Source organism: Rhodoferax lithotrophicus, from assembly GCF_019973615.1.
Lineage (GTDB): Bacteria > Pseudomonadota > Gammaproteobacteria > Burkholderiales > Burkholderiaceae_C > Rhodoferax > Rhodoferax lithotrophicus.
Window position 1 is genome coordinate 302,697 of record NZ_AP024238.1, and the last position, 26,442, is coordinate 329,138.

The 26,442-nt window shown below is 60.4% G+C and carries 21 protein-coding genes and 1 pseudogene; 10 read left to right on the forward strand and 12 right to left on the reverse strand.

Features of this window, described 5'->3' with window-relative positions; translation table 11 throughout:
• Positions 1-132: 132 nt before the first annotated feature.
• From LDN84_RS01370 to LDN84_RS01400, 7 genes are all read left to right on the forward strand, one after another.
• Positions 133-582: a DUF2946 domain-containing protein gene (locus LDN84_RS01370; RefSeq protein WP_223907058.1), complete on the forward strand. Its 450-nt coding sequence runs from the start codon at positions 133-135 to the stop codon at positions 580-582.
• 119 nt (positions 583-701) lie between these two features.
• A complete protein-coding gene (cydP, locus tag LDN84_RS01375) occupies positions 702-929 on the forward strand; it encodes a cytochrome oxidase putative small subunit CydP (RefSeq protein ID WP_223907061.1) in 228 nt (75 codons plus the stop codon).
• Positions 926-2,539: a cytochrome ubiquinol oxidase subunit I gene (locus tag LDN84_RS01380; protein WP_223907064.1), complete on the forward strand. Its 1,614-nt coding sequence runs from the start codon at positions 926-928 to the stop codon at positions 2,537-2,539. The genes cydP and LDN84_RS01380 overlap by 4 nt, the downstream gene beginning before the upstream one ends.
• Position 2,540: 1 nt before the next feature.
• Positions 2,541-3,677, forward strand: coding sequence for a cytochrome d ubiquinol oxidase subunit II (gene cydB / locus LDN84_RS01385; protein WP_223907067.1), 1,137 nt, complete (start codon positions 2,541-2,543; stop codon positions 3,675-3,677).
• A 23-nt stretch (positions 3,678-3,700) separates the two neighbouring features.
• Complete coding sequence (gene cydX / locus LDN84_RS01390) at positions 3,701-3,805, forward strand: cytochrome bd-I oxidase subunit CydX (RefSeq protein ID WP_223907070.1); 105 nt, start codon at positions 3,701-3,703, stop codon at positions 3,803-3,805.
• Positions 3,806-3,933: 128 nt separating this feature from the next.
• Positions 3,934-4,641 (forward strand): PhaM family polyhydroxyalkanoate granule multifunctional regulatory protein, encoded by a 708-nt coding sequence (locus LDN84_RS01395; RefSeq protein WP_223907073.1) that lies wholly within the window; start codon positions 3,934-3,936, stop codon positions 4,639-4,641.
• A 17-nt stretch (positions 4,642-4,658) separates the two neighbouring features.
• The gene (locus tag LDN84_RS01400) at positions 4,659-5,927 is read left to right on the forward strand and encodes an FIST signal transduction protein (protein ID WP_223907076.1); all 1,269 of its coding nucleotides are present in this window, start codon (positions 4,659-4,661) and stop codon (positions 5,925-5,927) included.
• Positions 5,928-6,008: 81 nt separating this feature from the next.
• Here the strand turns inward: LDN84_RS01400 and LDN84_RS01405 are convergent, their stop codons facing one another.
• The 4 genes from LDN84_RS01405 to LDN84_RS01420 form a co-directional block, all read right to left on the reverse strand.
• Positions 6,009-7,199, reverse strand: a complete 1,191-nt coding sequence (locus LDN84_RS01405; RefSeq protein ID WP_223907079.1) for a hypothetical protein — start codon at positions 7,197-7,199, stop codon at positions 6,009-6,011.
• A gap of 106 nt (positions 7,200-7,305) precedes the next feature.
• Positions 7,306-7,860 carry a hypothetical protein gene (locus tag LDN84_RS01410; RefSeq protein WP_223907082.1) on the reverse strand — a complete coding sequence of 185 codons (555 nt, stop codon included), beginning with the start codon at positions 7,858-7,860 and terminating at the stop codon, positions 7,306-7,308.
• A gap of 152 nt (positions 7,861-8,012) precedes the next feature.
• Positions 8,013-9,191: an ATP-binding protein gene (locus tag LDN84_RS01415; protein ID WP_223907085.1), complete on the reverse strand. Its 1,179-nt coding sequence runs from the start codon at positions 9,189-9,191 to the stop codon at positions 8,013-8,015.
• A 120-nt stretch (positions 9,192-9,311) separates the two neighbouring features.
• Positions 9,312-10,232 (reverse strand): LysR family transcriptional regulator, encoded by a 921-nt coding sequence (locus tag LDN84_RS01420; protein WP_223907089.1) that lies wholly within the window; start codon positions 10,230-10,232, stop codon positions 9,312-9,314.
• A 96-nt stretch (positions 10,233-10,328) separates the two neighbouring features.
• Here LDN84_RS01420 and LDN84_RS01425 point away from each other — a divergent pair, with 96 nt between their 5' ends.
• The gene (locus tag LDN84_RS01425) at positions 10,329-11,528 is read left to right on the forward strand and encodes an MFS transporter (protein ID WP_223907092.1); all 1,200 of its coding nucleotides are present in this window, start codon (positions 10,329-10,331) and stop codon (positions 11,526-11,528) included.
• A gap of 83 nt (positions 11,529-11,611) precedes the next feature.
• Here the strand turns inward: LDN84_RS01425 and ggt are convergent, their stop codons facing one another.
• The 5 genes and pseudogenes from ggt to queA all read right to left on the reverse strand — a co-directional run bounded on the left by ggt (position 11,612) and on the right by queA (position 19,195).
• Positions 11,612-13,231: a gamma-glutamyltransferase gene (ggt, locus tag LDN84_RS01430; RefSeq protein WP_223913284.1), complete on the reverse strand. Its 1,620-nt coding sequence runs from the start codon at positions 13,229-13,231 to the stop codon at positions 11,612-11,614.
• 170 nt (positions 13,232-13,401) lie between these two features.
• Entirely contained in the window at positions 13,402-14,607 is a 1,206-nt protein-coding gene (gene tgt, locus LDN84_RS01435) for a tRNA guanosine(34) transglycosylase Tgt (RefSeq protein WP_223907095.1), read from the reverse strand.
• Between the two features lie 200 nt (positions 14,608-14,807).
• Positions 14,808-16,308: pseudogene (locus tag LDN84_RS01440) on the reverse strand (aminotransferase-like domain-containing protein).
• Between the two features lie 486 nt (positions 16,309-16,794).
• Positions 16,795-18,063, reverse strand: coding sequence for an HD-GYP domain-containing protein (locus LDN84_RS01445; RefSeq protein WP_223907098.1), 1,269 nt, complete (start codon positions 18,061-18,063; stop codon positions 16,795-16,797).
• A gap of 28 nt (positions 18,064-18,091) precedes the next feature.
• Positions 18,092-19,195, reverse strand: a complete 1,104-nt coding sequence (gene queA, locus LDN84_RS01450) for a tRNA preQ1(34) S-adenosylmethionine ribosyltransferase-isomerase QueA (protein WP_223907101.1) — start codon at positions 19,193-19,195, stop codon at positions 18,092-18,094.
• 188 nt (positions 19,196-19,383) lie between these two features.
• On the opposite strand from queA, the gene LDN84_RS01455 reads away from it, so the two are divergent.
• A complete protein-coding gene (locus tag LDN84_RS01455; RefSeq protein ID WP_223907103.1) occupies positions 19,384-20,040 on the forward strand; it encodes a YiaD family glycine zipper/OmpA-like lipoprotein in 657 nt (218 codons plus the stop codon).
• Positions 20,041-20,231: 191 nt separating this feature from the next.
• Here LDN84_RS01455 and LDN84_RS01460 read toward each other — a convergent pair whose 3' ends face one another.
• Genes LDN84_RS01460 through LDN84_RS01470 form a run of 3 tightly spaced genes read right to left on the reverse strand, consistent with a single transcriptional unit; the run spans position 20,232 to position 23,996 of the window.
• The gene (locus tag LDN84_RS01460) at positions 20,232-21,293 is read right to left on the reverse strand and encodes an ABC transporter ATP-binding protein (protein ID WP_223907105.1); all 1,062 of its coding nucleotides are present in this window, start codon (positions 21,291-21,293) and stop codon (positions 20,232-20,234) included.
• Between the two features lie 3 nt (positions 21,294-21,296).
• The gene (locus LDN84_RS01465; RefSeq protein WP_223907107.1) at positions 21,297-22,967 is read right to left on the reverse strand and encodes an ABC transporter permease; all 1,671 of its coding nucleotides are present in this window, start codon (positions 22,965-22,967) and stop codon (positions 21,297-21,299) included.
• A 21-nt stretch (positions 22,968-22,988) separates the two neighbouring features.
• Positions 22,989-23,996 carry a Fe(3+) ABC transporter substrate-binding protein gene (locus LDN84_RS01470; protein WP_223907109.1) on the reverse strand — a complete coding sequence of 336 codons (1,008 nt, stop codon included), beginning with the start codon at positions 23,994-23,996 and terminating at the stop codon, positions 22,989-22,991.
• Positions 23,997-24,196: 200 nt separating this feature from the next.
• Here LDN84_RS01470 and recG point away from each other — a divergent pair, with 200 nt between their 5' ends.
• Positions 24,197-26,392 (forward strand): ATP-dependent DNA helicase RecG, encoded by a 2,196-nt coding sequence (recG, locus tag LDN84_RS01475; RefSeq protein WP_223907112.1) that lies wholly within the window; start codon positions 24,197-24,199, stop codon positions 26,390-26,392.
• The last annotated feature ends 50 nt before the right edge of the window (positions 26,393-26,442 follow it).

The window sequence follows — 26,442 nt, forward strand, 5'->3', positions numbered from 1 at the left end:
TAAGCGTAAATAGCTATTTAAAACATAGCAAATGGATGGTCTTTTTCTGACAAGTATCAAACCGGCTTTCGCTAAACTGTGTGCTCCACAGTTTTTTTGAGCGGGCTTCGGCCTGGTTCATTTTTTCATGACATGAGCACCCGCCGCCGTTTCGTTTGTACATGGATGGCCATGGTGGCCATCCTGTTGAACGCGCTGCTGCCTACGGTGTCCCTGGCCTTTGAGCCCACCCCCAAGCCCACCAGCTCGGCCAGTGGCGAGTGGCTTGAAATCTGCACCACGCAAGGGACAAGCTGGGTGCAATTGGGACCAGAGGGCCAGATCCTGGCGCAAACCACGCAACAGCCCGGTGGCACACCATCTACGGCCCACAACGGTCACTGCCCGTATTGCCTGACACACGCGGCATCGTTTGCTTTGCCGCCTGCACCTGCTGTATTACTGCCGTCAGGGTCTGCGGCGACCCACCTGTTGCCCCAAGCGGAACTTCAGGTTCACACACATCTGATCTGGCTGATTCCTGCCGCCCGTGCGCCACCCTGCGCTGCCGGAGTTCTGTTCGCCAGCACACGGTACGGATGACCTCTTCGGTCTAGAGTCCCACCGCTTGGCGTTTTGATTTGAAGCCGTTTGTCCAGGTCGATCATGGCCTGGGCGTGTGCTTCTGCCCATTCCTGTTTTTATTCATGAGGGTCACGCTGATGACTTCACCTACCGATGCGCCTGAACACATCCCTAAGCGCTGGCAGCAGCGCCTGCGCCGCGAGCTGATCTGGGCCATTGCCTTGAAGCTGGTGGTGCTGTTTTCGCTGAAAGCGGCGTTCTTTCCGCACCGTTTGCCTGCATCTGAGGCGGCACAAGGTGTGGCAGAGCGCATCGCATCGTCCCGTGCCCCCACCCATGAACCTCTTTCCAAGGACCAACCATGATGTCTGAATCCGTGGTGGATTTGTCGCGACTACAGTTCGCGGTCACCGCCCTTTATCACTTTTTATTTGTCCCGCTGACGCTGGGGCTCTCCTTCTTGCTGGCCATCATGGAGAGCGTGTATGTCTTGACCGGCAAAACCATTTACCGGGACATGACCAAGTTTTGGGGCAAGTTGTTTGGCATCAACTTCGCGTTGGGTGTCACCACTGGCCTGACGATGGAGTTCCAGTTCGGCACCAACTGGGCTTACTACTCGCATTACGTGGGCGACATTTTTGGCGCACCGCTGGCGATTGAAGGGCTGTTGGCCTTCTTTCTGGAGTCCACCTTTGTGGGGCTGTTTTTCTTTGGCTGGGAGCGCCTGAGCAAGGTCGGGCACTTGACCGTGACCTTCATGGTGGCGATTGGCTCCAACCTTTCGGCGGTGCTGATTCTGATTGCCAACGCCTGGATGCAAAACCCGGTGGGCTCGGACTTCAACCCGGTCACCATGCGCATGGAACTCACCGACTTTTACGACGTGGTGTTCAACCCGGTGGCGCAAGCCAAGTTTGTGCACACCGTCAGCGCGGGTTATGTGACCGCGTCGATCTTTGTGCTGGGCATCAGCAGCTGGTATCTGCTCAAAAAGCGTGACCGGGGCTTTGCCCTGCGCTCGTTTCGCATTGCCGCTGCGTTTGGCCTGGCCTCAGCCCTGTCGGTGATCGTGCTGGGGGACGAGTCCGGCTACAGTGCCGCAGAGTCACAACAAGCCAAGATGGCCGCGATGGAAGCCATGTGGAAGACCGAACCCGCCCCCGCGGGCTTGACGCTGTTTGGTATTCCCGATGAGGCCACCCGCACCACGGCGGCCGAAATCCGCATTCCCTACGTGCTGGGCCTGATTGGCACGCGCACGGTGGACAAGACCATCCCCGGCATCGACGAGCTTGAAAAAACCACCGCAGCCCGCATCGAGCGCGGCATTCTGGCGGTCAAGGCGCTGGAAGTCTTGCGCCTTGACCCGAAAAATGCCGACAAGTTGGCGAGCTTCAAGGCAGTCAAAGCCGACCTGGGCCACGGCCTGCTGCTCAAGAAATACATCGATGATGTGGCACAAGCTACGCCCGAGATGAAAGCCCGCGCGGTGGATGACGCGATTCCACGTGTAGCCCCTTTGTTCTGGACCTTCCGCATCATGGTGCTGATGGCTGTTGTCATGCTGGCGCTGATGGCGGTGGCCTTCTGGTCGTCGGTGCGCAATCGCATTGAGTCGCGCCCCTGGCTGCTCAAGTGGGCGCTGTGGAGCATGCCGCTGCCCTGGGTTGCTTGTGAAGTGGGCTGGTTTGTGGCCGAGTATGGCCGCCAGCCCTGGACGGTGCAGGGCATGCTGCCCACCCATTTGTCCACCTCGGCCATCAGCGCGGGGGCGGTGATGGCCTCGCTGGCCGGTTTTGTGGGCTTCTACACCCTGCTGCTGGTGGCCGAGCTGTACCTGATGTTCAAGTACGCCCGCCTGGGGCCATCGAGCCTGGGCACCGGCCACTATGCGCTGGAACAACGCCCGCCTGCCAGTGGCGCATCAGCGGCCACGGTGTACGCCGCCATCCCATCCAAAAAGGAGATCTGACATGTTGGACTACACGATCCTGAAACTGGTCTGGTGGCTGCTGGTGTGTGTGCTGCTCATTGGCTTTGCCGTCATGGACGGGCACGACATGGGTGTGGGCGCGCTGCTGCCCTTTGTCGGCAAGACCGATGACGAGCGCCGCGTTTTGCTCAACACCGTGGGGCCGCACTGGGAGGGCAACCAGGTCTGGTTCATCACCGCCGGTGGGGCCATCTTTGCCGCCTGGCCGCTGGTCTATGCCACGGCGTTTTCGGGTTTTTACTTTGCGCTGATGGCGGTGCTGTGGGCCTTGTTCTTCAGACCGGTTGGCTTTGAATACCGCAGCAAGATGGCGGATGCGCGTTGGCGCACGGCGTGGGACTGGGGCCTGTTTGTGGGTGGGGCCGTGCCCGCACTGGTGTTTGGCGTGGCCATTGGCAACGTCATCACCGGCGTGCCGTTTCACTTTGAAGACAGCATGATGCCGGTCTACACCGGCAGCTTCTGGGCGCTGTTCACGCCGTTTGCGCTGCTGTGTGGCGTGGCCAGTTTGTCGCTGCTGCTGTTTCATGGGGCCAACTACTTGCAGTTGCGTACCGAGGGTGTTTTGGCCGAGCGTGCCCGTACTGCGGCGTTGATGTTCGGCCTGGTCTTGGTGCTGGTGTTTTCGCTGGGTGGCGTACTGGCAGCAGGCATGCAGGGCTACCAGATCACCTCCAGCGTGGTGCCGGGTGCTGCCGTGTCTCCGGTGGGTAAAACCGTGGTGATGCAAGCCGGGGCCTGGATGAACAACTACCACGCCCATCCCTGGACCTGGGCGCTGCCAGCGCTGGCCTATGCGGGGATCGTGCTGGGGCTGCTGGCGGCACGCCAACGCAAGCCTGGTCTGGCCTTCATCGGCAGTGGTCTTGCCTGTGCCGGGGTGATTCTGACGGCGGGGGCTGCGATCTTCCCGTTTGTGCTGCCTTCAAGCTCCAACCCCGGTCACAGCCTAACGGTGTGGGACTGTGTGTCGAGTCAGCGCACGCTCAACATCATGTTCTGGGTGGCCCTGGTCATGACCCCGATTGTGCTGGCCTATACCAGCTGGGCTTACCGCGTGATGCGCGGCAAGGTCACGCTGGCGCAAGTGCAGGCCCATGGCAAAGCGCTTTACTGAACAACTGAATAAAGGACATGAACATGTGGTACTTCACCTGGACTTTGGGCATCACCATGGCGGTGTTGCTGGCGGTGGTCAACGCCTTGTGGTTTGAGGCGCAGGGTACTGACCCGGACGATCAGTAAACCCAGCCCCTGCGCGGTGGGCATCATTCAGGCCTGCTGTGCAGGGGGTAATCAGAAAAATCAGTCCTTCACGGTCATGCGCATTGGGGTAAGCTGTAGCCACCCTCAGCAACCTCAAGGAGACTTCGATGAGCGACTCACAAAATGCCGGTTTTGCCCAATTTGTACCCGGCTTTGACTTTTTGCAAAACCTGGCCAAAGGTGCCGCGCAATCTGTGCCACAAATGCCCAACATGGCCAACTGGATTGCCCCCACGCTGAATGAAGAAGAGCTGGAAAAACGTATTGCCGAGCTCAAAGCCGTGCATTTCTGGCTGGATCAAAACTCCAAAGCCCTGGGTGCCACCATCCAGGCGCTTGAAGTGCAGAAAATGACGCTGGCTACGCTCAAGGGCATGAATTTCAGCATGGGTGACCTGGCCAATGCTTTCAAACTCAAGGCGGTGGATACGGTGGCTTCGAGTGTTCAAAAAGTGGCCGAAAAAGCCGCTACCACGGTTCATACGGTGGCGGATGTGGCTGGAAGAACCGAAGAAGTTGCCCAATCCATCAGTGATGCCGTCAAGCCTGCTGCCGCGGCCGCTGCGGCAGGTTTGATTGAACCCATGCAGCTGTGGACAGCGTTGACACAGCAGTTCCAGCACATTGCGGCGGGTGCCATGAAAGAAGCCAGCAAAGCCACCACCCTGGATTTGGGAAAAAACCTGGTGAAAGCCGCAGCCAAAGAAACCGCCAAGGCCGTGAAAACAGAGGTGGCCAGTGCCCCTGCCAAAAAAGTGGTTGCCAAAAAAGCCGTCAAGAAAGTAGCCGTCAAGGCGGCTGCGCGTAGCCGTTAGCTTTTGCCAGGTATCGCATGAAACTGTTTCCCTACGCGCACGCCACGCACCCGCAGTGGGGCATGGCCGCCAACCTGGTGCTGGCGCAACTGCGTGCGCAAATTGCGCTGCACGGTTATGCCAGCAACCCCACCCTGGCGTTGCTCTACATCACCGACCATTACGCCGCCCAGGCGCAGGAGATTCTGGAGCATCTGAGTGGTGAGCTGCCCGAGATCACCGACTGGGCAGGCACCGTGGGTGTGGGTATTGCGTCCAACAATGTGGAGTATTTTGACGAGCCTGCCCTGGCGGTGATGTTGCTGGAATTGCCCAGTGACCAGTACCGGGTGTTCTCCGGCGTGGCTCCGCTGGGGTTGAGCTTTGAGGCCTATACCGCGCTGGTACACGCCGATGGCCACACGCCGGATGTGGCCGACCTGATCAAGGAGCTGGCCGAGCGCACCGAATCCGGTTACGTGTTTGGTGGCCTGGCCGCCAGCCGTGGCAAGGTGGTGCAATTTGCCGTGGCGGCAGATGGCAACGTCAAGGGGCAGGGTAAAGCCAGCGGGGTGTTCAGCGGCGGTTTGAGTGGTGTGGCTTTTGGGGCCGGGGTGGCGCTGGTGTCACGCGTCACGCAGGGTTGCTTGCCCATTCACGGTGCGCATCTGGTCACCGGCGCTGATCGCAACGTGGTGCTGACACTGGATGGCGAGCCTGCGCTGGAGGTGTTGCTGCGTGAGCTGCAGGTGTCGCTCAGCGATCCACATAAGGCCTTGACCGCCATTCGGGCCACGCTGGCAGGTTTGACCGAACCCTCTGCGGGGGTTGAGAGCACACAAACCGTGATGCGCACCGGCAACTTTGGCCCCGATGTGCTGGTGCGCCACATCATTGGCCTGGACCCGGCGCGCTCCGGTGTGGTGCTGGCTGATGAAGTCACCGAGGGTATGGAGCTGGCGTTTTGCCAGCGTAATGTGCAAGCTGCCCGGGCGGATCTGATGCGGGTGTGCGCTGAAATCCGCGAAGAGCTGGAGCCGCAAGAGCAGGCGCTAGAAACCGCCACCGCCTTGGCCGCATCCGAGGCAGAGGCTGCACCGCATGAAGCGCGTGGTATTGCCGGGGCGATTTATGTGAGTTGCTCGGGCCGTGGCGGGGCGCATTTTGGCGGCGACAGTGCCGAGTTGCAAATCATCCGCCGGGCCTTGGGGGATGTGCCCCTGATTGGGTTTTTCGCCAACGGAGAGATTGCCCGCGACCACATTTACGGCTACACCGGGGTACTGACGGTTTTTACATCAAAATAGCCTGTAGGGCAGGTTAGTAAAGCGCAAAACGCTATAAAAAATATAGTTTTATGGTGACAGATGCTGCCTTGCGCCGAGGCCTCAGAAGTAGTCGCTGTTGTCCCTGTCATCCATGTCGCCCATTTCAAAAATCACTTGCTTGCGTATGCTGCCCTGCTGTTGTTGACGCAGCCAGCGTTTAAGGTTTTTGTCGTCCTGCACCTGCTGCAAGTCGTGCTGCATCATGGCGATGTCTTCGCGCAGGTCGCGCTCACTTTCCACCAGGTGGCGTTTGATGCTGGCGGCGCTTAGGGGTGCGTAGAGGGGCAGGTCGAACTCATCCTTGGTTTGCTGCTCAATCTGAAACAGCTCGTGCCTCAGCACATTCACCCGCTCCTTGAGCAAGGCGGTCAGGGCGGCCAGCTTTTCCTTGGCCAGGTTGGCCACCTGCTCGCCATCCACCAGGTCGGCCTGCATTTGCAGATGCAGCAAGGCCAGCAAGTCGCGGCGCTCGTAGGCGGCGTTGGCCTCTTTCATCAAGGCGGTTTTGCGCAATTGTTCGTGTGGATCGGTTTCACGATCCGGGTGCAGGGCGCTGGCCAGCTGGCGGTAGAGGGTGCGCAGCGCGCCGTTGGCATCCTGGGCTTCGGCCTCGGCCTTGAGCTGGGCGGGGTTTTTCTTGCGTTTGCTCTGGCGCTGTGCGTGGGCTTCTTGCTCGGCGCTGGCCTGGGCCTGCATTTTGGCCATGCTGGCGCGCATCAGTTCGTCCAGCGTGTCAAACGCGGCTTCGTCGTCGCCAATTTCTTCGCCCAGCATGCCCTCCATGAACATTTTCATGTGCGCGGCCTCGGCTTTTTCCTGTTCTTCCAGGGACTCATCGCTGTGCGCGTCGTGCAGCTCCTGCATGGCGGCATCACCAGCCATGGCCAGGCTGGCGGCGATGTCGCACAGAATCTCACGGGCGCTGTCCTGCTGCCTGGCGGTTAAACCCTTGCGCTTGAGCCGCTCGCCCAGCCATAGCGCCATGTCGCGCATCAACACGGTGCGCTGTTGCTCCAGCGGGGTCAGGATCTGGTTGAAAAGCGGGCGGTTGCTGTCAGCCAGGGCGCGTACCGCTTCAATCTTGCTGGCCAGCGTTTCAGTTTGTTTCAACAGTTGGTTGAAACGCTTTTGCGCCGGTGACACCTGACCGCTGCTGAACTTGAGCGCCGACAGCGCCACACTGGCACCTGCAGCAGGTGCGTTCGCCACAGCAGAGCTGCCGTCAGGGGAGAGTTTGGTTTGCTTGGGCATGGTTTAGGGGGGTGTGCAGTGGATGAATAAGGCAATTTTAGGCTGTAGCGCTTGTCTAGATTGCGCAAGTAGCTATTGAAGTTATAGCTATCTATGGTTGTGAGCGCTAGTCAGGCTGCTTGAGCTTGGCGCGCAAGCGGGCCCAGCGTTGCTGAGTGCGGTGCTTCATGGCACGGCTAAATCGCCAGGGCCAAGAGGCCCGCACCTGCGTCAGCAAGGCTTCTTTCCAGGTCACCCAGCGGGTGTAGAGCCGCGCAAACCAGGCCAGCTGCATCAGGGTTTCATGCGTCAGGCGGAACAAGCGGGCCACGATGGCCGTGCCCACCACTTTGGCCGTCAGAATGACCAGCGTGCCGCCGAGCAGCTTGCCCTGCCCGATCAGCCACAGCGCCAGCAGCTTGACCGGCAACAGCATCAGCGTGGGCAACAGGAATATCGCCAGCGCGCCGTAGGGCGGCAAGGCCTGAATGCGGCTTTCCAGCCAGCGTAGCCCCGGCAACTGGCCGACCCAGGCCAGCGCCCGTTGTAATGGCTCCCAGCCCCATTCCTCAAACAGGATGACCAGCGCCAGCAGCCAGCCGAACAGGCTTTTCAGCAGGCGAAAGGGTAGGCGGGCCAGCGTGTGCAGCAAACTGTTGGATTCAGTGGGGGGTGGTTTCATGGCTTGGGTTTATGGACTAAATTGGCTTGAAGCCTTGATAGGATATGTGCAAGAAGCTATTAAAGTTGTAGTAGATATCATTGCAGCCGGGCTCATCAGCAGGGCGTTTTTGGCGAGCCAGGTGTTGGCGAACAGTTCTTGAGTCATATGGCTTATTGTGGGGGATTCGGCTGTTCTGCCAGTTCTCGGCACAGGTCAAAAAGTGGTGTGGCGATGATGTCGTGTCCCAGCGGGAAGGTTTCCTGGCCGGGGTAGACCACAAGTTTTCTCACCGGCAACAAGTCGTCGCAGGCGGCATGAAAACCGCGTTCGACCTTTGGAGTCAGGCTGCGCTTGATCTCAATGGCCCAGATGTCACCACCTGGCCAGACCAGCAGCAGATCGATCTCGGCGCCGCCACTGGTGCGGTAAAAATAGCCTTGCACGTTGGCGGGGGCGCATTGCAGCAGGTTTTCAATGCAGAAGCCTTCCCAGCTGGCTCCCAGCACCATGTGGGACAGCAGGGTTTCTTTGGTCTCGATGTCCAGCAGGGCGTGTAGCAACCCGCTGTCGCGTACATAAACCTTGGGAGTCTTCACCAGACGTTTGCCGATGTTGGCGTGCCACGGTGGCAGGCGGCGCACCAGCAGCAGGTCGCACAGCAGATCAACATAGCTTTGTGCGGTTTTCACATCGACACCGATGTTGCGCGCCAATTGGGTCACATTGAGCATGCCGCTTTGGTGATGTGCCAACATGGTCCAGAAACGGCGCAGGGTGTCGGCTGCGATGCGCGGGCCAAACTGCGGGATATCGCGCTCCAGGTAGCTGCGGATGAAGTTCTGCCACCAGCGCAGGCTGCGTGTATCGCTGGGTGCGGTCAGGCTCTCGGGGAAGCCGCCGCGCAGCCACAAGGTATCCCGTTGTGTCGGGCCGGTTTCCAGCAGGTTGAGGGGTCCGAGCTCCAGGTAAGCAATGCGCCCGGCCAGGGTTTCGCCGGATTGCTGGAGCATGTCCAGCGCGGCAGAACCCAGCAACAGGTAGTTGCCCACACGCCGACCATTGCGTCGGGCCTGGTCGATCAGGCCCCGCAGCACCGGAAACAACGCGGGTGTGCGGTGCACTTCGTCCAGGATGACCAGTTTGTCCAGGTGGTCGGCCAGGTACAACTCGGGCTGCGCCAGCTTGGCCCGGTCACGTTCGGATTCGAGGTCAAGGTAGATGCTGGGGATGGCCTTGGCGGCTTCCAGTGCCAGCGTGGTTTTACCGGATTGCCGTGGCCCGAGCAGAGCTACAGCGGATGAGTGCTGGAGTTCTTCAGCCAGCTGCGGTAGAAGGTTGCGTGTAAACATCCTTGTAATTATGGAGTTTCATTCCCTGATTTACAAGGATAAAGTTCTCTCTCAACACAAGGCAAACAGCTCTTGCAGCGGTTGGGCGACGCGCTGGGAACAGACTGGGTCATCCATGGGTCAGGGCGACTGGACTTCTTGCAGCGCCGCTGGCAGTGAGGCCCGCAGCACCTCGATCAAACGGCGCAGTTTGGCCGGGTAAAACTGGGCATAGGGGTAGAGCAGGTACACCGGCAGGGGTGCTGCATGCCACTGCGGTGTGAGGTGGCGCAGCGTGCCTTGGGCCACATCCTCTTGCACTGCCCAGGCCGAGGCAATACATACGCCCAGCCCCTGCAAGGCGGCGGTGCGCAGGGCATACAGGTTGTCGGTGCTCATGCGGGGGCGGATGGCAAAGCTGCAGCGCTCGCCCTGCGCGTGGATCAGCGCGACCTCGTGGCGGTAAAAGGTTTGCAAGGCCAACCAGGGTAAAGCAGCCAATTCCGAGGCATGTTCAGGAAGTTTGCCATCGGCCAGCACCGACGGCGCAGCCACCACAATCCGTGGCACCTCGGCAATTTTGACGGCCACTACCGAGGGGTCATCCACCCGCCCGATGTGGATGGCGCAGTCAATCCCGCCGGTGATGAAGGTCGGTGTCTGGTCATACAGCAGCCATTCCACCGATACGCGAGGGTAGCGACGCAGGTACTCGGCCAGCGGCCCGACCAGTTGCTGCTGGCCAATGGCGTGGGGCACCACCACACGCAGGCTGCCCTCGGGCACATCGGTGCTGCCGCGCAGGTCGGCCTCAAACGCTTGCCAATTGCCCAGCAGCTCTTTGGCGCGGGCAAAACAACGCTCACCTTCCTCGGTCAACTTCATGGCGTGGGTGGAGCGTTTGAGCAGGCGCAAGCCGAGTGAGTGTTCCAGCGCCTGCAAACGCCGACTCACCGTGGGCTGGGTCATGGCCATCTGCGTGGCCGCTGCAGACAGGCTGCCAGCTTCCACGATACGGACAAAGGTTTGCATGAGCTCAATGCGGTCTGGGGCGGTTTTCATACGCCAAGCGTATAACAATTGTGCTCAGCGCGGGGCTTCCACCACGGGTTTACTTCAAAGACACTGGGAACTCGTTCACATAAAGAGGTTTTCGCCATGTCTTCCACCGCTATCACGCATGACCCATCTGCTGCGGGTCTCTCTGCCGGGTTGATGTTGCTGTTGGCCACAGGGGCTGGCCTGGCCGCCGCCACGCTGTATTACAGCCAGCCCATGCTGGGCATCCTGGGCACCCAATTTCAGGCCACCCCTGGCGATATTGGGCTGGTGCCGACACTGACCCAGCTGGGTTACGCGCTGGGCATCTGGTTGCTGGCACCGCTGGGCGACCGGTATGACCGGCGGCGCATCATTTTGTGCAAAGGGGCTGCGCTGACTCTGGCTTTGCTGGCTGCGGCAAGTGCGCCAACGCTGGCGGTGCTGATGCTGGCCAGTCTGGCCATTGGCCTGTCAGCCACTTTGGCACAGGACATCGTGCCCGCCACCGCAGCGCTGGCGCAGTCGGCCCACCGCGGCAAGATGGTGGGCATGGTGATGACCGGTTTGTTGCTGGGCATTTTGTTGTCCCGCGTGGTCAGTGGTTTTGTCGCCGAACAGTTTGGTTGGCGCAGCATGTTTGTGGCGGCGGCGATCAGCATCGCGCTGCTGAATGTGGCGGTGTGGTTTCGCTTGCCGCGTTTTGTGCCGAGCACACAGCTGTCTTATGGCGCATTGCTGGGCTCGTTGTGGACACTGTTGCGGCGCTACAGTGCCTTGCGCCGTGCGGCGCTGGCGCAGGGTTTGATGAGTGTGGGTTTCAGCGCCTTCTGGTCCACCCTGGCGGTGATGTTGCACGCCGCACCGTTTCATATGGGCAGCAGCGCGATAGGTGCGTTTGGTTTGGCGGGGGCAGCTGGCGCGCTGGCCGCACCGCTGGCCGGGCGCATGGCAGACCGCAAAGGGCCGGAGCAGGTGACCCGTTTGGGTGCGGTGTTGCTGACGATGGCTTTTGTGGCCATGGCCTGTGGCCCGGACCAACTTTGGTTGCTGGTGGTCGGGGCCGTGGTGTTTGACCTGGGTACCCAAGCCACCTTGGTGGCGCACCAGGCCATCATCTATAGCCTTGACTCGCAGGCCCGCAGCCGACTCAATGCGGTGCTGTTTGTCGGTATGTTCACCGGCATGTCCAGCGGTGCTTACCTGGGCAGCTTGGTACTGGCGCGTTTTGGCTGGCAAGGGGTGTGTGTGCTGGCGGCACTCTCCGGCGTGGCCGCCCTGCTGGTACGCATGTGGCCGACACGTTTACAAGGAAAATAGGCATCTAACCCTTTAGGTTAAAGCGCAAGCAGCTATGAATTGCGTAGTGTTTCAAGGTATCAAGACAAGTGCCACACAGTCACTCAATACCCCAGCGCCAGCCCGCTGTTGCGCCGCGGGTCGTTGGCCCCGTAAAAGCGGTTTTTACCGACCGGTTTGCCGTCCAGCGATGGGGCACCGATCAACACCGCTGTGACGTGGTTGGCCGGTTGGGCAGGGCCCAGTTGGTGGCCTGCGGCCTCCAGCAGTGTGCGGGTGTCGGGCGACAGGGCAAAGTTCTCCACCGAGGTCAGGTCCGGCAGCCATTGCTGGTGAAAGCGGGGCGCATCCACGGCTTCCTGCACCGTCATGCCGTAGTCCACCACGTTCAGCAAGGTCAGCAGCACGGCGGTGATGATGCGGCTGCCACCGGGCGTACCGACCACCATCACCGGTTGGCCGTTTTTACTCACAATCGTTGGGCTCATGGACGACAGCGGGCGCTTGCCCGGCGCAATGGCATTGGCCTCGCCCTGTACCAGGCCGTACAGGTTGGGCACGCCGGCTTTGACGGTGAAGTCGTCCATCTCGTTGTTGAGCAACACGCCGGTGCCCGCCGCCGTCACCTTGGCACCAAACCAGTCGTTGAGGGTGTAAGTGACCGCCACCGCGTTGCCCCAGCGGTCGGCAATCGAGTAGTGGGTGGTGTTGGTGCCCTCGTGCGGAGCCACACCGGGCTTGAGGTCTTTGGAAACGCCCGCTTTGTGGGGGTCAATCGCAGCGCGGATGCGTGCGGCGTAAGCCTTGTCGGTCAGGCGACTGACCGGGTTGTTCACAAAATCCGGGTCACCCAGGTAGCTGTTGCGGTCGATGTAAGCGTGGCGCATGGCTTCAATCTGGTAGTGCACTGCCTGGGCCGAGCGAAAGCCCAGCTCTTTGAGTGGGTAGCCTTCCAGAATGTTGAGCATCTCGCAAATGACCACGCCACCGGAACTGGGTGGCGGTGCCGAGACCACGTGGTAACCCCGGTAATCACATTCAATGGGGGCCAGCTCACGGGTGTGGTACTGGGCCAGGTCGTCGGGGGTGATGAGGCCGCCACCGGCCAGGCTGGAGCGGCTGATGGCCTGACCTACCGAGCCTTTGTAAAACCCGTCAATGCCCTGCTGGCTGATGGCTTTGAGTGTTTTGGCCAGGTCTTTTTGCACCAGTTTGTCGCCCACCTGGTAAGGCTGATCGCGGTTCAAAAAGATGGCTGCAGTGGCTGGGTCTTTGCGGAACGCCTCGGTGGCGGTGTGCAAGATGTCAACGTCACCCTGGTTCAGGCGAAAACCTTGTTGTGCCAGTGTCACAGCGGGTTGGATCAGCGCGGCCCGCCCCAGGCTGCCGTATTTTTCGCGGGCGTATTCCAGGCCCGACACGCTGCCCGGCACGCCGACGGCCAGGTGGCCCAGGGTGCTCAGGCCCTTGACCACATTGCCGTCTTTATCCAGGTACATGTTGGCGCTGGCTGCCAGCGGGGCTTTTTCACGAAAGTCCAGAAAGGTTTTCTGGCCGTTGGCCAACTGCACGGTCATGAAGCCGCCGCCACCCAGGTTGCCCGCTGCCGGGTAGACCACTGCCAGTGCGTAGCCCACGGCCACGGCAGCATCCACCGCATTGCCACCGCGCTTGAGCACATCCACGCCCACCTGGGTGGCCAGATGCTGGGCCGTGACCACCATGCCGTTCTCGGCGGCCACCGGGGCCAGGGAGGCAGCCTCTGACCCGGTGGTTAACGTGAACGACAGACTGGCGACGAGCAGCGCGGTGTGAAATCGGGTGGGGGCAGAGATGATCATCTGGACATCCTCATGAAGTGTTGCCCGGATGGGCGGGGTTTGGACCCGCGAATTTACACCCCGCGTGCCCGGTCTGCTTTGAACTGCTGGCGGAACGCGCCAAACGTGCCCGCATCCAGCGCGGCCCGAACCTCGGTCATCAGGTTCAGGTAATAGTGCAGGTTGTGGATGGATGAGAGCATCGGGCTGAGCATTTCGCCGCAGCGATCCAGGTGGTGCAGGTAGGCGCGGCTGAAACCGCCGCTGACCGTGCCGTCGGGTCGGGTCACACCTTTGCAGGTGTAGCAGGTGCAGGTGGCATCGAGTGGGCCGTGGTCGGTTTTGTGGCGGGCGTTGCGCATTTTCAGGTCGCCAAAGCGGGTGAACAGGGTGCCGTTGCGCGCGTTGCGGGTCGGCATGACGCAGTCAAACATGTCCACACCTTGCGCCACACCTTCCACCAGGTCTTCGGGCGTGCCAACTCCCATCAGGTAGCGCGGTTTGTGTGCGGGCAGGCGGTGCGGGCTGTGGGCCATGATGCGCAGCATCTCGTCTTTGGGCTCGCCCACACTCACACCACCGACGGCGTAGCCGGGGAAGTTCATCTCGACCAAGGCTTCCAGCGACTCCTGGCGCAGGTGCTCGAACATGCCACCTTGCACAATACCAAACAGCGCGTTGGGGTTTTCCAGCCGGGCGAACTCGGCCTGGCTGCGCTTGGCCCAGCGCAGGCTCATTTCCATGCTGGTGCGGGCTTCGCGCTCGGTGGTGATCTGGCCTTTGGTTTTAGGCTCGACCGACAAATACGGCGTGCATTCGTCCAACTGCATGACGATGTCGCTGTTGAGTGTGGTCTGGATTTGCATGCTCACTTCGGGCGACATGAAGAGTTTGTCGCCGTTGACCGGGCTGGAGAAGTGCACACCTTCTTCGGTGATCTTGCGCATCGCCCCCAGGCTCCAGACCTGAAAGCCGCCGGAGTCGGTCAGGATCGGCTTGTTCCAGCGCTCAAAGCCGTGCAGGCCACCAAAACTTTTCATCACCTCTTGGCCGGGACGCATCCACAGGTGAAAGGTGTTGCCCAGAATGATTTGTGCCCCCATGTCGTCCAGGCTGGCGGGTGTCACCCCTTTGACGGTGCCGTAGGTACCCACCGGCATGAAGATCGGGGTTTGCACCACGCCGTGGTTCAGGGTGAGCGTGCCACGGCGGGCGTGGGAGCCCGCGTAGCCGGTGTCGGGGGTGGCGGGGTCGGTTTGGAGCAGGTCAAATTTCAGCATGGACAGGCAGTTACAGCAGACGATGTGTGTTTATTTCGTCAAGTTCCGCACCGGGAAACCACTTCGTTGCCAAGGCAATTGAAACGGTCTTGTTGGCATGTGCGGCCCGGGTCGGGTCAGGAAATACGGGGTCCATTCTAGGTTGCAACCATCTCGCAACGGGTGGTGGTTGCAGACACTTGGCTGAGGGCTGATTCAAACTACGGCAGCAAACTCCTCACAATCTGTCCCAGCCGTCTCAGCGCGTGCTCTACTTCCTTGTCCACCGGCCAGCCGCAGCTGATGCGCAGGAACGGGTCAAAACGCAACGAGTTGGAGAACATCAGGCCAGGGCTGACCAATATCTGCTCCTGCAAGGCGGCATCAAACACCTGTTTACTGGAGAGTTGTTGAGGCAATTCAACCCACAGGGACAAACCACCGTCGGGCACGGTCAGGCGGGTGCCCGCTGGAAAGTGGCTGGCAATGGCTTCTGCCGTCTGTTGACGCTGTACCAGCAAGGTGCTGCGCAGGCGGCGCAGATGGCGGTCATAGGCGGGGGAGGCGATGTAGTCGGCGGCAGCCCGCTGCGACAACTCTTCGTTGCTGCGCGTCTGGCTGAATTTGAGCATTTCCACCCGGGCCTGCCAGCGCCCAGCAGTCATCCAGCCCAGACGCAGCCCGGGGGCGAGGATTTTGTGCAGCGAGGCGCAGTAAATCACGTTGCCCGTGGTGTCCCAGGACTTCATGGCGCGCAGGGGGGCATCGCCGCGCTTGGTTTCGCTGACCAGCTCACTGTAGGTGTCGTCTTCAATCAGTGTGATGGCGCTGGTCTCGCACAGCTGTACCAAGCGCTGTTTATGGGCATCGGGCATGATGCTGCCCAGCGGGTTCTGCAGGTGGGGCACCACCACCACGGCCTTGATGTTGTCGTAGGTTTGAATGGCCAGTTCCAGCGCGTCGATGGAGATGCCGGTTTGTGGACTGGTGGGTATCTCCAGGGCGCGTAAGCCCAGGCTTTCCAGCACCTGCAGCAAGCCATAAAAAGTGGGGGACTCCACAGCAATGGTGTCGCCTGGTTGGGCAACAGCGCGCAGGGCAAGGTTCAGGGCTTCGATGCAGCCGTTGGTGATTTGCACCTAGTCGGGCGACAAGGTCAGGCCGAGTGCAAGCGAACGTTTGGCCAGCACCGTACGAAGCTCGGCGTTGCCTCTGGGGGAGGTGGCTGACACCAGGATGTCGGGCTTCTTGCGCAGAACCCGCATGGCAGCTTGCTTCAGAGCTTCGCCTGGGTACAGTTTCGGCGAGCAGCGGGCTACCGCCAGGTTGGTTTTGACCATGTGCAATCGACCGCGCGAAACAAAATCGGACACGCGTGCGTGGATGCCGACATACTGCGCCGGATCGGGCGTGTGGTTCATCCGAGGTTCGGTTACCGTGGCCAGCGTACTGCGCAGCGGGCGGCGCACAAAGTAACCGGATCGGGGTCGGGCTTCCAGCCAGCCTTCACTCTCCAGATGTCGGCTCAGCTGCATCGCGGTGGACAGGCTGACATCATGCTGGCGCATCAGGCCTCTCAGCGAGGGCATACGGTCACCCGGCATCAGTGAACCTGCGTGAATGGCGTTGCGGTAGTGCGAGGCCAGTTGTTGGTAAAGCGGTTGTGTCGGGTTGGGCGTGTCCATGGTGCATGTTCCGTGATCTGACGGGTAAAAAACAGATGCAGATTTGCTTGAAATGTACCGGAACAGATTGCAAATTCGCGGTCTGTTCTGCCCAAGATAAGACCTGCCTGTAGCTGTTGCAAAAGCACTCACCTCTCTACGATTTCTGTACCGTCCGAAGGGTTCTGGATGGGTATAAAAGAGGGGTTTGTATGCAGGTAGTCAGTCCATCAGGCAGCACCGCGATCCGCTTGTTCACAGGCCAGTCGTATGACGCAACATTCAAACGCGGGACGCTGATTCGCGTTGTGGCTGGCTGCGTGTCCATACATAGCCATGTGTGGCTGGACATGGAAAAGCTGGCGTTTCAAACACGGGTGACTCACGGGGGGGTGTACTGTGTCGCTGTCACGGGCCACATCGGGATTGTCGCCAGCAGTGATGCTCAACTGAGCTTGCTGTTACCACAACGCCAAGCACCGATGACGCAGGCCTGCTTGTGGGTGTGTGGCATTGTCAGCAAAGTGCTGTTATCGACCACGCATCAGACACCATACTCAAAGTGCTGGCGCACCCGTTCTTCCAGCAAAGCCCGGGTTTGACTTTCGTCGCTGTGGGCCAAGCGGTCGTAAATGCTGCGGGCCATGGGCTTGAAGACGGCCATCACGGCGGGGTCAAAGTGGCTACCGGTATCTTTTTCAAGAATGGTCATGGTGGCCTCAAAGCTCAGGGGCTCTTTGTAGGGGCGTTTCGAGCACAGGGCATCAAACACGTCCGCGACGGCAAAAATCCGCGCAGACAGCGGGATGGCCTCGCCTTGGAGTTGCTCCGGGTAGCCCTGACCGTTCCATTTTTCGTGGTGAGAGGCCACCACCGCGTTGGCCCCGTCGAGCCAGCCCATGCCGGTGACGATGCCCTTGCCCTGGTCGACATGGGTGCGCATGACGGCCATTTCGGCATCATCAAGCTTGCCGGGCTTGAGCAGGATGGCATCCGGGATGCCAATTTTGCCGACATCGTGCAAAAAACTACCGGCTATCAGCGCCTGCATCTCCGCCCCCTGGATTCCCATCTGTTCGGCCACGTTGGCCGCTATCCAGGCCACGCGGTAATTGTGGGCACCGGTGTCGGAGTCCCGCTTTGCAATGGCGCGGCCAAGGGCTTCCATCATGGAAATGTGGGAGTCGAGCACTTCACGGGCTTTTTTTTCGTTGTCGTTGGACAGGTGAACCACCACCGGGTACAGCACTGCACCGCAGAGTAATGCGGCCAAACCCACCATCAGTGCAGCCGTCCAGGCGCTGGAGAATATCTGGCTTTGTTGCCATTGGGGCATCACCCGCACGCCTTCAAAATAGCCGGTGATAGGGCGCGTCAGATCGGTGGCCGAGTCGCGCAGTGGCACAAAAACCCGCAGCGCCCACACGCCGTTGGCGAGTTTGGAGCCGAGGTAAAAGGCTTCGGTGTAGTTGGGTCGGCCATGGTGTGGCAGTCTGGATTCGATGGCTTTGCCATCCGGGGTGCTGGCTCCGGCGAGTTTGTTGCCTTGCGGGCCGTAAATTTCCACAATGTCGAACATGCCGCCGCTGATGGTGTGTGCCGCATCATTGGCTTTGGTGGCCGCATCGGGGCCGTCCAGTGCCACTGCGTCATAGCGGTGCAGCATACGGCCGGACTCTTCAATGCCGAGGGACACGATACTTTGCTCGGCGTTTTCACGGGCCACATACCAGGCGATCGGACTGGCCAAGCAGGCGAGAAAAAAGCTGACGCTGGCAATACGAATGGCGGTGCGTTTTTGGAAGTTATTCACGGGTACACCTCTTTTCAGCGAATGGACCTTAAGCCGCAACCCCGCTGTGTGCAGTGTGTCGTGTCAGCCACATGGCATCGCCGTAGCTGAAAAATCGGTACTGGTTGTGGATCGCGTGATGGTACAGCGCCATGATGTGCTCGTACCCGGCAAAAGCGCTGACCAACATCATCAGGCTGGATTTGGGCAGGTGAAAGTTGGTGATCAAGGCATCCACCAGCTGGAACTCAAAACCGGGGGTGATGAAGATGCGGGTGTCGCCCGTGGTCTGGCCACTCAAAGCCCACGATTCCAGGGTACGTACCGTCGTTGTTCCCACGGCAATCACTCGCCCGCCACGTGCGCGGCAGTCGGTGATTGCCCTCTGGGTGGCTGGCGGCACTTCATACCATTCGCTGTGCATCTGGTGTTCCGCCAGGTTTTCGGTCTTGACCGGCTGGAATGTGCCCGCGCCGACATGCAGCGTCACATGCGCACGCTGCACACCCAGGGCATCGATCCGGGCCAACAGGGCTTCGTCAAAATGCAGCGCCGCCGTGGGGGCCGCCACCGCGCCGGGGTTTTTGGCAAACACGGTCTGGTAGCGTTGCGCATCTTCCGCGGAGTCGCTGTGGGTGATGTAGGGCGGTAGCGGCACATGGCCGTGGCGTGCCATGATGGTGAACGGGTCGTCGCCCGCGTCGTTGGACAGCACAAAGCGAAACATCTGCCCCTGTTCATCCGGCCAGCGTCCCAGCAGGGTGGCGCTCAGGTGGTCATGGCTGCCGGGGGTGCCGACCAGGCTGACGGTGGTGCCGACCTCGGGTTTTTTGCTTACCCGCATGTGGGCGGCCACCTGGTTGCCACCCAGCACACGCTCAATCAAGAGTTCAAGCTTGCCGCCGGTGGGTTTTTCGCCAAACAGGCGGGCGTTCATGACCCGGGTATCGTTGAACACCATCAGGTCACCCGCTTGCAACTGCGCGGGCAGATCCCGAAAAATGCGGTCTACCGGCGTGCGGCCGGTGCCGTCGAGCAGGCGTGAGGCGCTGCGCTCGGGGGCCGGGTGCTGGGCAATCAGCTCGGGCGGCAAGACAAAATCAAAATCGCTGAGGGTCAAGGTGCGCGTGGCGCTGGAGGCTGTGGTGTGCATACTGCTTGAGGGGCGGACAGGCCCCGTGCCAAGTGAAAAGGGATTGGCATTGTCGCAGGCGCACTCAGGTACCTGCCTGCTTGGGAGATGCCTTGTTGTCCTTACCCGACTGTGTTCGCCAGCGCACATGAAAAAAGGAGGGAAAAGCGCTATAACGGAACGCTCTCAACTTCTCATAAGGAATCATCATGACAACTTTAACCACATGCAACCGTCCTTTGATCGTCGGCCTGAGCGCCATCGTGTTACTGGTCAGCGGCTGTGCCGAGATGAATGACACACAACGTGGTACCGCCATGGGGGCGGGTTTGGGCGCGCTGGCGGGCGCGGTGATTGGTGATAGTGGCAAATCTGCCGCCATTGGTGCCGGCGTGGGGGCGCTGGGTGGCTACATCTGGTCGAACCAGATGGCGAAGAAAAAAGCCGCCATGGAGCAGGCCACGGCGGGCACCGGTGTGGCCGTGACACAAACCGCCGATAACCAGCTCAAGCTCAATATTCCGAGCGACATTTCGTTTGACACGGGCCGTGCCAACATCAAGCCCAATCTGCACCCCATCCTGGACCAGTTTGCCCAGGGCCTGAGCGGCCAGCCCAACACGGAGGTGCGTATCGTCGGTCACACCGACAGCACGGGCACGGATGCCATCAACAACCCCTTGTCGGTGAACCGGGCGGCCAGTGCGCGTGATTATTTAGTGTCGCGCGGTGTGGATTCCCGCCGCATTCAGATTGATGGCCGGGGTTCCTACGAACCGATTGCAGACAACAGCAGCGATTCTGGACGCGCCAGAAACCGCCGCATCGAGATATTCCTGGCCGAGCGGGCTGTAGCCGTACGTTGAGCCCTACACGGGTTTTCTGGGCTTGGTTTGATGCATAAATGGGCCTGTAGCGCTTGTTAAATAAGCGTAGGGTGCTCTTGTTTTGATAATGAAGTTTGCCATGTCACCCATCCAATGGCACCCCTCATCCTGTGTGGTTTTTAAACCATGGTGTGAGGGGACTCTTTTCTAAGAGAGAACAGTGCTTATGCCTACCGAAACACCACCACGTGGTCAGCGGCCAGCTTGATCCCAATCCTTTCGCCGATGGCGTGGTTATGGTGCGAGGGCACCAAAGACAGGGCGCGCTGACCACTGGGTAATTTAAGGGTGTAGAGAAACTCGGCACCCCGAAAGGCCTTGTTCTCCACCTCGGCCTGTAGCGGGCTGTCATCATCGTGGACGATATCATCAGGACGCAGCAACACATCCACATGGCAGTCTCGCGCGCAGTCATGACAACCTTGCGGGTTGCAATCCAGTGGAATGGAGCCGTCAAGCTCCCCCAACTCGGTTCTCACCTGGTGGGCATTGATGACCTGCCCCGTCAGCAGCGTCCCCTGGCCCACAAAGTCGGCCACAAAACGGTTGGCAGGCTTGTGGTACAGGTTGTAGGGCGTGTCCCACTGCTGGATGCGTCCTTGGTGCATGACCCCCACCCAGTCGGCCAGTGAAAACGCTTCGTTCTGATCATGGGTGACGATCAGCGCGGTGGTGGCCTCCCGCTTCAGGATATTGCGTACCTCAATCGACAGGCGTTCACGCAACTCCACATCCAGGTTGGAGAACGGCTCGTCCATCAAGATCAGCCGCGGGCGTGGAGCCAACGCCCGCGCCAGCGCCACCCGTTGCTGCTGCCCCCCCGAGAGCTGGTGTGGGAACTGGTGGGCGTGCTGTTCCAGACCCACCAGCTGCAGCAATTCGGTCACACGAGCCTGGTTGGACTGGCTGGAGCCTTTGTGCAGGCCAAAGCTGATATTTTGGGTCACCGTCAAATGCGGAAACAGTGCGTAATCCTGAAACACCATGCCCACCCGGCGTTTTTCGGCCGCTTGCATGACACCGGGACGGCTGACCACCTCTGCGTCGATGCGAATTTCACCGCTCTGGATCGGCTCAAAGCCCGAGATACAGCGCAGCGCGGTTGTCTTGCCGCAACCAGAGGGTCCTAGCAAGCAGCCAATCTCGCCACTGGCCAGGGTAAAGCTCAGGTCAGCAATGATTTGTCGCGTGCCATACGACTGTGAGACGGCATCAAGAAGCAGTTCAGCCATAAATCAGGTTCGTGATGGTCTGGGAGACCAGGTCAAAAGAATCACCGGAATGATGCCGGTCAGCACAATGGCGAGTGACGGTAACGCAGCGCGTGCCCATTCACCCTCAGAGGTCATCTCGAACACCCTGACCGCGAGGGTGTCCCAGCCAAAGGGCCGGGTCATCAGGGTGATCGGCATCTCTTTCATGATGTCCACAAACACCAGCACAGCCGCCGTGCGCAGGCTGGTGCGCAACATGGGCAGGTGCACCCGTGTCAACAGGCCGGAAGTGCTGGTGCCCAGGCTGCGAGCCGCTTCGTCCACATTGCGGGTGATACGGTGTAAACCACTGTCGATGGGGCCAAAACCCACCGCCAGGAATCGCACCAGATACGCCAACAACATCACCAGCAAGGTGCCTTTGAGGATTCCGGTGCCCTGGAATCCAAACCAGCTGCGGGTGGTGTCGATCAACCAGTTGTCCAGCGTAGCCACGGGGATAAATAGCCCGACCGCCAGCACCGCACCGGGAAAGGCATAACCCAGCGTGGCCAGTCGCTGGGTCCATGCCATGAAGCTTCCGGGGCGATGCCTGCCTGCATAAGCCAGCAGTAACCCCACGGCCACCACCATCAGCGCCCCCATGCCGGCCAGCAACACCGAATGCCAGGCAAAGGCCCAGTAGCGTGCGTCAAGGTCTTGCAGGATGACTTCGCGTGTCCACAGCACCAGCTGTGTAACCGGAATCAAGAACGCCAGCAACAACACCGTCACTGCGTAGGCAAACGCCAGCCAGGCCAGGCCGGGGGTGAGTGAAATACGACGCGATGCTGCGCTACGCCCAACCGTGCTGTAGCGCATCTGGGCGCGGGAGCGCTGCTCAAAGACCACCACCAGCAGCACAAACAGAATCAGGATGGATGCCAGTTGCGCGGCTGCTGGCAGCGAAAACAGGCTGTACCAGGCCTTGTAGATGGCGGTGGTGAAGGTGTCGTAGTTGAAGACGGCCATGGTGCCAAAGTCGGCCAGTGTCTCCATCAGCGCCAGCATCACCCCCGCGGCAATCCATGGCCGGGCCATGGGCAGAGCGACTCTGACAAAACCTTGCCTGCGTGACAACCCGAGTGACTGGGCCGCCTCCAGCGCAATCGCCCCCTGCGTGGCAAAGGCGTTTTTGGCAATCAGGTAAACATAGGGATACAGCGCCAATGACATGACCCCAATGACCCCACCACGCGAGCGAATGTCGGGCAAGCCGGTCACGCCCCAGCCCTGGCGCAGCCAGCTCTGCAAGGGGCCGCTGAAGTCCAGCAGGTCAATCGCCACAAACGCCGTCACATAGGCCGGCAAAGCCAGCGGCAGCAGCAAAGCCCAATCCAGCCAGCGCCGCCCGGGAAAGTCACACATGGCCACCAGCCAGGCCAGCGAAACCCCCAGCACGCTGACACCCAAGGCGACTCCCAGAATCAGCCAGACTGTATTGAGGATCAGCTCAGGCAAGACAAACTGGGTCAGATGCGCCAGGAGGTCACGATTGATTTCAGCAAACGAAGAAAAGCTGACCAGCACCGGCACCAAGACCAGTGCCGCCACCAGCGTTGCAAACAAGCCCCAGCCATCAAGCCGAAAACCGGCGCTAGTTATGACACCGGGTTCGGGTGATGGACGCTGGGGGAGGGTGTGATCAGTCAAGCTGCAGTTTCACGGTTGGGTTTATTTGTATCCCACGCGATCCATCAGCTTGACCGCTTGTGCTTGCAGGCTGCCGGCTTCTTTCACATTGATCAGGTTTTGTTTGAAGCTGCCCCAGGCGGCCACCGTCTGGTCAGGCTTGACCTTGGGATTGACCGGATATTCCAGATTGTTGTCCGCAAACAGGTTTTGTGCCTTGTCCGATGACAGCCACTCCAGCAGTTTTTGCGCCCCGGCCGGATTTTTGGCGTGGTGGGTGACACCGGCACCCGACACATTCACATGTACACCCGCATCTTTGTTTGCCTGATTCTGGTTTGGCCAGAAAATGGCAACGGGAAGATTCGGGCTTTTTTCCATCAGACGTCCGAAGTAATAGGTGTTGACCAAGGTCACATCACATTGGCCATTGGCCACCGCTTCAATGGCTTTGGTGTCATCGGGGAAAGGTGCAGTCGCCAGGTTGCTGACCCAGCCTTTGACGATGGACTGAGCCTTGGGCTCGCCATGTTCGGTGATCATCATCGCCACCAGGCTTTGGTTGTAGACCTTTTTGGATGTACGCAGGCATAAACGTCCTTTCCATTTGGGGTCAGCCAGATCCTCGTAAGTGGACAAGTCGGCAGGCTTCACTTTGGTGGTGTTGTAGACCAGCGTACGCGCACGGACCGACAGGCCAAACCATTCGTTACCAGGGTCACGCAGATGGGGGGGCACGTTTTCTTGCAGCGTTTTCGACTGGATGGGGCGCAGCAGGCCCTCGTGGGCAGCCTGCCACAAGTTGCCTGCATCCACCGTCAGCAGTATGTCGGCCGGTGTGTTCTGGCCTTCGGCTTTCAGCCGCTCCATCAGGGGACCTTCACCACCTGTGATGAACTTGATCTGTACACCGGTGTCGCGGGTGTAGGTATCAAACAGCGGCTTGATGAGCTGCTCGTTGCGGGCGGAATACACCACCACTTCTTCGGCAAGGGCACTCAGGGCTGGGGTTGCAAGCGCCACGGCGCAGATCAAGGAAAGAAGTTTCATGCGGTGTGATCCTGTAGGAAAAAAAGAATTTAAGCTCGATTTATCACGTCATGAATGATAGGAGTTCTCATTCATTGTGGGCGGAGTATCGCATGAATTACCCGACAAATAAGAACTATTCTCATTTTGTTGAATGCGAAAGTTGAGCATTCACCAACTCCTTTGGACTCGGTCAGCTACAAACTGTGCAAAATCAGCCCATGTCACCGCCGCTTGCCCAACCCTCTTGCCCACCCCTAGCCAAGGCCTTGACCGGTCCGCAAAAAGCCCTGCGCAAGCTCGGTCTTCACCGCGCCATTGATCTGGCACTGCACCTGCCGTTGCGTTATGAGGATGAAACCCGGCTGGTCAAACTGCGTGAGGTGCGCGAAGGTGATGTGGCCCAGGTGGAAGGCCGGGTGACCCATGCCGAGATCAAACTCAGTGGACATCGCCAGCTGCTGGTGACGCTGGACGACGGTACCGGCACCTGTTTGCTGCGTTTTTTCACCTTTTACCCCTCCATGCAAAAGGCGCTGGCTGTCGGCAGCCCGGTGCGGGTACGCGGGGAAATTCGTGGTGGTTTTGCCGGGTTGACCATGATGCACCCGGTGGTCAAACCGGCAGGCGGTGTTTTGGCCACGGCCCTCACGCCGGTTTATCCCACCGTGGCGGGCTTGTCGCAAAGCTATTTGCGCCGTGCGATTCAGGCAGGGTTGGAGCGGGCGGCCCTGTCAGACACCGTACCTGCCGAATATTTACAAGAAATTGGCCTGCAGTCCTTATGGAATATGCGCAAGGCGCTCTCATTTCTGCATCATCCGGCACCCGATGTGTCACTCGCTGCATTACAAGATCACAGTCACCCGGCCTGGCAGCGGCTGAAGGCTGAGGAATTGCTGGCGCAGCAACTCTCGCAACTGCAGTCGCGCCGCGAGCGCGCCCGGCTGCGGGCACCCGTGTTGGCGGGTCAGCCGGGTCAACGGCCACGCCAGCCTGAGCCGATGGCAGAACGGCCCGCAGCCGGGCCGGTGGCCGATCACACCGCGGTTGGTGAAGACCTTGTTGCCGCCGCCGCGCCCCTGATGGCGCAGACCTTGTATGCGCGCCTGCTGGCGGCCCTGCCGTTTCAACTGACGGCTGCCCAGACGCGGGTGGTGGCCGAGATCACCCAGGACATCGCCCGCCCCGTGCCCATGCACCGCCTGTTGCAGGGTGACGTGGGTGCGGGCAAAACCGTGGTGGCGGCGCTGGCGGCGGTGGCGTGTATCGATGCCGGTTGGCAATGTGCGCTGATGGCCCCGACTGAGATTCTGGCCACCCAGCACTTTGCCAAACTGGTCGGCTGGCTGCACCCGCTGGGCATCACCGTGGCCTGGCTCACCGGCAGCCAAAAGGCCAAGGAGCGGCGCGAAATGCTGGCGCTGATCGCCAGCGGCCAGGCGCAACTGGTAGTGGGCACCCACGCGCTGATTCAGGACAAGGTGCAGTTCAAAAACCTGGCGCTGGCCGTGATCGACGAGCAGCACCGCTTTGGCGTGGCGCAGCGGCTGGCTTTGCGCAGCAAGCTGGTGGATGAGCTGGAGCCGCACCTGTTGATGATGACCGCCACCCCGATTCCGCGCACGCTGGCGATGAGCTACTACGCTGATCTGGACGTCTCCACCATCGACGAGCTGCCGCCGGGGCGCACCCCCATCATCACCAAGGTGGTCAACGATGCGCGCCGGGACGAGGTGATTGCCCGCATCCGTGGGCAAATTGAGCAGGGCCGACAAATCTACTGGGTTTGCCCCTTGATTGAAGAAAGCGAGGCGCTCGACTTGACCAACGCCACCGAAACCCACGCCCAGCTCAGCGAAGCCTTGCCCGGTGTGATGGTTGGCTTGCTGCATTCACGTATGCCGGTGCCGGAGAAAAAAGCCGTGATGAGCCTGTTCACCACCGGCCAGATGGGTGTGCTGGTCAGCACCACGGTGATTGAGGTTGGGGTGGACGTGCCCAATGCCTCGCTGATGGTGATCGAACACGCCGAGCGCTTTGGCCTGAGCCAGTTGCACCAGTTGCGTGGCCGGGTTGGGCGCGGTGCGGCGGCCTCGGCCTGTGTGCTGCTGTATTCCACCGGGGATGCACCGCGCCTGAGTGAGACGGCACGCGAGCGGCTCAAGGCCATGGCGGAGACCAACGACGGCTTCGAGATTGCCCGGCGCGACCTGGAAATTCGTGGCCCTGGCGAGTTCATGGGTGCGCGCCAGTCGGGCGATGCCATGCTGCGTTTTGCTGACGTGAATGAGGATGCCCACCTGCTCGACTGGGCCCGCCGCCTGGCCCCGCAGATGCTGGATCAGCACCCGGCGCTGGCCGAGCAGCATGTGCTGCGCTGGCTGGGCGGCAAGGCGGAGTTTTTGAAGGCTTGAGGGTTTGATGGCTCAGCCTTACCTCGGTCAGGCATCCATGCGCGTATGCT

What these genes read in the sequence shown, in the direction of transcription:
- LDN84_RS01370 (WP_223907058.1), top strand. Translation starts at nt 133, where the DNA reads ATGAGCACCCGCCGCCGTTTCGTTTGTACATGGATGGCCATGGTGGCC.
- cydP (WP_223907061.1), top strand. Translation starts at nt 702, where the DNA reads ATGACTTCACCTACCGATGCGCCTGAACACATCCCTAAGCGCTGGCAG.
- LDN84_RS01380 (WP_223907064.1), top strand. Translation starts at nt 926, where the DNA reads ATGATGTCTGAATCCGTGGTGGATTTGTCGCGACTACAGTTCGCGGTC.
- cydB (WP_223907067.1), top strand. Translation starts at nt 2,541, where the DNA reads ATGTTGGACTACACGATCCTGAAACTGGTCTGGTGGCTGCTGGTGTGT.
- cydX (WP_223907070.1), top strand. Translation starts at nt 3,701, where the DNA reads ATGTGGTACTTCACCTGGACTTTGGGCATCACCATGGCGGTGTTGCTG.
- LDN84_RS01395 (WP_223907073.1), top strand. Translation starts at nt 3,934, where the DNA reads ATGAGCGACTCACAAAATGCCGGTTTTGCCCAATTTGTACCCGGCTTT.
- LDN84_RS01400 (WP_223907076.1), top strand. Translation starts at nt 4,659, where the DNA reads ATGAAACTGTTTCCCTACGCGCACGCCACGCACCCGCAGTGGGGCATG.
- LDN84_RS01405 (WP_223907079.1), bottom strand. Translation starts at nt 7,199, where the DNA reads ATGCCCAAGCAAACCAAACTCTCCCCTGACGGCAGCTCTGCTGTGGCG.
- LDN84_RS01410 (WP_223907082.1), bottom strand. Translation starts at nt 7,860, where the DNA reads ATGAAACCACCCCCCACTGAATCCAACAGTTTGCTGCACACGCTGGCC.
- LDN84_RS01415 (WP_223907085.1), bottom strand. Translation starts at nt 9,191, where the DNA reads ATGTTTACACGCAACCTTCTACCGCAGCTGGCTGAAGAACTCCAGCAC.
- LDN84_RS01420 (WP_223907089.1), bottom strand. Translation starts at nt 10,232, where the DNA reads ATGAAAACCGCCCCAGACCGCATTGAGCTCATGCAAACCTTTGTCCGT.
- LDN84_RS01425 (WP_223907092.1), top strand. Translation starts at nt 10,329, where the DNA reads ATGTCTTCCACCGCTATCACGCATGACCCATCTGCTGCGGGTCTCTCT.
- ggt (WP_223913284.1), bottom strand. Translation starts at nt 13,231, where the DNA reads ATGGTGGTCACGGCCCAGCATCTGGCCACCCAGGTGGGCGTGGATGTG.
- tgt (WP_223907095.1), bottom strand. Translation starts at nt 14,607, where the DNA reads ATGCTGAAATTTGACCTGCTCCAAACCGACCCCGCCACCCCCGACACC.
- queA (WP_223907101.1), bottom strand. Translation starts at nt 19,195, where the DNA reads ATGCACACCACAGCCTCCAGCGCCACGCGCACCTTGACCCTCAGCGAT.
- LDN84_RS01455 (WP_223907103.1), top strand. Translation starts at nt 19,384, where the DNA reads ATGACAACTTTAACCACATGCAACCGTCCTTTGATCGTCGGCCTGAGC.
- LDN84_RS01460 (WP_223907105.1), bottom strand. Translation starts at nt 21,293, where the DNA reads ATGGCTGAACTGCTTCTTGATGCCGTCTCACAGTCGTATGGCACGCGA.
- LDN84_RS01470 (WP_223907109.1), bottom strand. Translation starts at nt 23,996, where the DNA reads ATGAAACTTCTTTCCTTGATCTGCGCCGTGGCGCTTGCAACCCCAGCC.
- recG (WP_223907112.1), top strand. Translation starts at nt 24,197, where the DNA reads ATGTCACCGCCGCTTGCCCAACCCTCTTGCCCACCCCTAGCCAAGGCC.